Annotated in this window: 5 protein-coding genes; 2 read left to right on the top strand and 3 right to left on the bottom strand. The window is 49.4% G+C overall.

Features of this window, described 5'->3' with window-relative positions; all coding sequences use genetic code 11:
- Positions 1–76: 76 nt before the first annotated feature.
- A complete protein-coding gene (locus DXZ20_RS29170; protein WP_163702561.1) occupies positions 77–1,663 on the bottom strand; it encodes a glucose-6-phosphate isomerase in 1,587 nt (528 codons plus the stop codon).
- 426 nt (positions 1,664–2,089) lie between these two features.
- Between DXZ20_RS29170 and ccsB the strand changes: the two genes are divergently transcribed.
- Complete coding sequence (ccsB, locus tag DXZ20_RS29165) at positions 2,090–3,085, top strand: c-type cytochrome biogenesis protein CcsB (protein ID WP_163670705.1); 996 nt, start codon at positions 2,090–2,092, stop codon at positions 3,083–3,085.
- Between the two features lie 89 nt (positions 3,086–3,174).
- On the opposite strand, the gene DXZ20_RS29160 is transcribed toward ccsB, so the two are convergent.
- Positions 3,175–3,828 carry an SDR family oxidoreductase gene (locus tag DXZ20_RS29160; protein ID WP_163702560.1) on the bottom strand — a complete coding sequence of 218 codons (654 nt, stop codon included), beginning with the start codon at positions 3,826–3,828 and terminating at the stop codon, positions 3,175–3,177.
- 549 nt (positions 3,829–4,377) lie between these two features.
- Between DXZ20_RS29160 and DXZ20_RS29155 the strand changes: the two genes are divergently transcribed.
- Positions 4,378–4,986, top strand: a complete 609-nt coding sequence (locus tag DXZ20_RS29155; RefSeq protein ID WP_250565196.1) for a DUF1997 domain-containing protein — start codon at positions 4,378–4,380, stop codon at positions 4,984–4,986.
- Here DXZ20_RS29155 and DXZ20_RS29150 read toward each other — a convergent pair.
- Positions 4,983–5,383: DUF362 domain-containing protein (locus tag DXZ20_RS29150; RefSeq protein WP_163703652.1), on the bottom strand; the 401-nt coding region annotated here is incomplete at its 5' end. The two genes, DXZ20_RS29155 and DXZ20_RS29150, sit on opposite strands and share 4 nt — an antisense overlap.

The raw sequence follows: 5,383 nt of genomic DNA, 5'->3' as shown, positions 1-5,383 counted from the left end.
AGCACGGCCAGCACAGGTCATTAACCGCTGCCGCTGGCCATGCCTCAAACGGATAGCTCACCCAAATTAGAGCTCGCTAGCGAGCCATCACCCGCATCGTGCCAGGATTGCCCGCATTGCCATCAATGGCCACCATACGACCATTGGCATCCAGATGTCTGATAATTTTATAGATATCCTCAATGGCATCTGGGCGGCCCACCTTATCAGCCACCTCAGCCAGGGTCAGAGAACCGCCGGTTTTACTCAGCACGTCCACCACCATGTTCTGTAGATTGAGAATACTAGCCGCCGCTTTTTTACCCGCTTCTACACCTGGCTGATGATAGGCATTGATATTGACCACTGCGGCATACAAACTCACGGCCCGCTCATATAGGGCAATCAGCGAACCCACAATCACAGGTGTCACCTCAGGAATGGTGATTGTAATGGACTGACGCTTATTTTCAAACAAGGCTTTGCGAGTCCCTTGCAAAAAGCCTGAGAGATAATCACCAGCGGTCACACCTGGGTCAATTTCCGTCGAACTCCCCTCGCGATCCGTCAGCACCTCAATCAGCGTCACGAAGAAATTATTCACCCCTTCCCGCAGCTGCTGCACATAGGCGTGCTGGTCAGTGGAGCCCTTATTGCCATAGACCGCAATCCCCTGGAACACCTTATTGCCGTCTAGATCTGTTTCCTTACCCAAGGATTCCATAATCAGCTGCTGTAGATAGCGGCTGAACAGCAGCAGGCTGTCCTTGTAGGGCAAAATCACCATATCTTTCTCACCCTTACCATTACCTGCGTGGTACCAGGCCAGAGCCATCAATGCGGCTGGGTTGCTTTTGAGATCAGGGATTCGCGTTGCCGCATCCATCTGTTTAGCACCCGCCAGAATGGCACGAATATCGATGCCCTGGAGCGCAGCCGGTAGCAGCCCCACTGACGATAGCTCCGAGGTCCGTCCGCCCACCCAATCCTGCATCGGGAAAGTGGCTAACCAATTGTCAGCCTGAGCAACTTTATCGAGCTTGCTGCCCCGACCAGTGGTGGCTATTGCATACTTCGAAAAGTCCAGCCCCCGCCGTTCATAGGCGGCCTTGACTTCTAACATGCCATTGCGGGTTTCTGGGGTGCCGCCAGATTTAGAAATGACAAGCACCAGGGTGGTTTTTAGCCGATCCCCTAACCTGGCCAGGGTCTTATCGATACCCGCTGGATCGGTATTATCAATGAAATTAATTTGCAACGGCGGATTGACTGCCCCCAGGGCCTCAGCCACAAATTCTGGCCCCAAGGCTGAGCCGCCAATACCGATGGACAGGATATCGGTAAAGCGCTCTTCACCCGGCGGCGTAATCGTTGCCGTATGAATTTGCTGAGTAAAATTTTCTATATCGCGCAGGGTATTAACTATTTCGCTACGCAGGTCTTCATTCGGAGCAAGATCGGGATCCCGTAGCCAGTAGTGACCCACCATCCGATTTTCGTCGGGGTTTGCGATCGCACCCTTTTCCAATGCATCTATCGCTTCAAACGCCTTTGCAAACCGAGGTGTCATCTCAGCTACAAAGGCATCATCAAACGTTACACGACTGACATCCAAGTAAAATCCTAGCTCCTCGTTGTAATAAAGCCAGTCTTGATATCGTTGCCACAACGCAGTCGCATCCATAGTTACCTCTCGAGGGCTGCTAATTTTTTGTCACTAAACTATATTCACATCCAGCGTTGACAGTTTTCGTAGTAGAAAACTCAGAGTTTATGCCTTGAATGTGTTTGGGGCATAGGGCAAAAATCCTGAGTCACCTGGACATTTACATCTGCCAGAGTCGACTGAAACGCATTGTATAAGGGATGCGTCTGAATCTAACCCACAGAACCTATGCCATCTATGCCATCCATGTACCGACTGCCAGTGTAGTGAGCATTTATCCGGAAGACCCCAAAATTCTTGAAGGATTTCACGATTCGTCGAGGAGCTCGTCAAACAGACAACCGCTAAGGGTTCTCTGGCTCCTCATTTCTCTAGTAAAATTGTAATGGCCGTCACACAAGCGGCCAGTACACATCAAATCGCAGGGCTTCACATTACTTCCTAATGGATTTAGTTACCCTTCAAGGACTGCTTGACAACGCTTCTTTTGCCGTCCTATTTCTGACGATGCTTCTCTACTGGAGCAGCCTTGCCTTTCCTGGAATTAACTGGCTTAAAATCCTGGGCACCACTGGCATGGCCATTGCCAATCTCTGCATTGCCGCTTTATTGGTAGCCCGATGGATTGAAGGCGGTTATTTTCCCCTTAGTAATCTCTACGAGTCTCTTTTCTTTATTGCCTGGGGGATTACGGCCATCCATTTTGTTGCGGAGCGCATGGGTAATAGCCTTTGGGTCGGTGCTATGACCGCACCGGCTGCCATGGGGATCACTGCATTTGCCACCATTTCTCTCCCCAGCAACATGCAGGTCTCAGAGCCTCTGGTACCTGCCCTCAAGTCCAACTGGCTGATGATGCATGTCAGTGTCATGCTACTGAGCTATGCGGCCTTAATGGTCGGGTCATTGGTTGCGATCGCATTCCTTGTTATCACCCGTGGCCAGGCGGTTGAACTGAAAGGGAGCTCCGTGGGCACAGGGGGATTTCGCGATCGTAAATACATCCTCAATCGGGCTGCAGAACAGAAAGCCAAGGAAGCTGCGATGGCTACCGCTAGTGCAGGCGGCGGTACTGCCGTGCTAGAAAAACCAGCAAAGACGGCCCTGTCCATACAGCGTCTCACCCTGGCAGATACTCTAGACAACATTAGCTATCGCATTATTGGTCTTGGGTTTCCCCTGCTCACCATTGGCATCATCTCCGGCGGTGTCTGGGCCAATGAAGCCTGGGGTTCTTACTGGAGCTGGGATCCCAAGGAAACTTGGGCCCTAATTACCTGGCTAGTGTTTGCGGCATACCTGCACTCACGCATCACCAAAGGTTGGCAAGGCCGTAAGCCTGCATTTATTGCGGCATCTGGTTTTGTGGTGGTTTGGGTATGCTATCTAGGCGTGAATTTGCTGGGTAAAGGTCTACACAGCTACGGTTGGTTTTTCTAGTGTAGGACCGGTGAATAGTTGACCCTGGAGGGGGGAATTGCCCCCCTCCAATTTTTTACACAAAAATTGGGACGCCATCCCATGGGGGATTATCGGACCCCGGCAAACAACACCCCAAAGGACTGCGCCTGCGCCTCAGAATTCATCACAATCTCGACAATCTTATTCTCAGATTCTGGTTCGCTCAGAGCGGCAATACACACCTGCGCTACCTTTTCTCGGGCGATCCCACCCTCAAACAGGGTATCTGCCGACGCCATTAAAATCGGGTCTCCACTGTCCTCATTACGCAGCCCCCCAGGCCGCACAATTGTGTAGGTCAAGCCACTATTGGCAATATAATTCTCCGCCTGCTTTTTCCAATAAAGCACTAGCCAAAACAGGTTAAGCGGATGGAAGAACTTAGATACACAGAGTGAAGAAACAATCACAAAGCGCTTGACACCGGCTAATTTAGCCGCATCAACCAGATTTTTAGTGCCTACAAAATCCACCTGGTAGGGGCCGGTCATATCAAAACTTGGGGCAGCCCCCGTTGCGCAGATAATGGCATCGCAACCTGCGATCGCAACAGCCAACGTTTCAGGCTTAAGCACGTCCCCGACAACGACTTCCACAGCCTCTGAAAAATCAGCCTTGGAACGATCTCGCACCATTGCCTTCACAGCCACATCTGAACCACTCAGTTGATTCGTAATTCGTCGCCCAGTTTGTCCCGTCGCTCCAACAACCAATACTTTCATTTTCATACCTGTAGTTACGCCCCAACCCCTCTCAACGTAGCAAACTGTAACGTTGGCTGCACCTTAGATACCTCAGCTCTGTTATTACTGACAAAGCCCTGCGAACACCTTGGAACATTAAGCAATTCACACCAGACTCACACTTGATGTTCGTATCTTTGAATTTCATTAAGCCTCTATCGAAAAAATTGTGGTCCTAAAAAAATCGACTAAACTTAACGAATAACAATAAAGTTTAAATGGGGGAGCTATGGCTGATAACAACAGGGTTTGCCCGTAAGTCCATATCCGTGGTTTAACGATGGTTACTTATTTTTTTAACTCAGTAACCTGGGGGTATAACGGTAAATCAATTATCCCGATAATTAATCCCTGTACTTGCCCACCATGGAAATAGCCAAAAGCTATCGCTAAGCTATCCATTAGCAAGCACCCAGCGCATCTTGACAGTTTACCGATAGATTGTTTAGAACTTTAAATTTTATGCACGTGTCTTCTACGCAGCATTCTCACTCAGGAGTTTCTGGCACTTCGCAGACGTCACCTAGTATGGTTTCAAATGACCAAACGTTGAACAGCAGTAATAATTTGGGTGTATCCGACACGATCATTTTTGAAGGCTATTACGTTGGCAATATGGAGATGTATGCCGACGTCGATACCGTAGCCAGCTATCTAGACTCCCACCAGGGTTGGTTTACCCGATGTGCTGAGCCGATGGATGTTAAGCCCATCGGCCATAATGGATACGCCATTTCCCTGGGTCGCTTTGGCAGCCTCAATTTTCAGATCCAGCCAAAAATTGGCCTGCATCTACTACCTCAAAATCGTGGCGTATATAAAATTGAGACAATCCCCGTACCTGGTCATAAACCTGAAGGATACGATGTAGACTTCAGTGCTGCCATGTCCCTGGAAGAAAAGCAAAACAAGAAACTGCCCAAGGGACAAGCCACCCACGTGGAATGGGAACTTAATCTGCAAACTAAGGTGCAGATGCCCAAATTTATTCAGGCATTACCCCAATCCCTGGTGAAGGCCTCCGGTGACAAGTTACTGAACCAAATTGTGCGGCAGATTTCTAAACGCCTTACCCACAAAGTTCAAGAAGACTTCCACACAATGATGAATCTACCTTTACCTGGGCGTAAGGGTTAATCCTCAAGTGTTTGCCTTAATGCCTCGATAGGTGCCAAATAATTCGCCTCAGGCTCTTGGGCTAGCTGACAGGCCTGGCGATCTATAGCCAGTAGATCATTACCCCATACTACCTGTCCAACTGCAAACCCTTGCCCCACATCGGGTCGCCAATCTTGGCTGATAAACTTTTGGCTACAGTCGGCCACGCCACCATCGAACAGATGACCGATAGTGCCATAAACATCTTGCAAAATCTGCGGTACTGAAGGTCTATGGAGTTGGCCTCTAGAATGAGCACTGCGGGCTTTGTACTTAGCCCTTGGGAATAAACCATATAGGTTTTTTAGGGTAGCCGATACTAACGGACTTTCTTTCAGGCTAGTCACTTTGAAAGCACTGACAGAAATACGACAGT

The sequence above is a fragment of the Adonisia turfae CCMR0081 genome (assembly GCF_011009555.1).
Classification (GTDB): domain Bacteria; phylum Cyanobacteriota; class Cyanobacteriia; order Phormidesmidales; family Phormidesmidaceae; genus Leptothoe; species Leptothoe turfae.
This window is presented reverse-complemented; position numbering and strand designations above follow the sequence as displayed.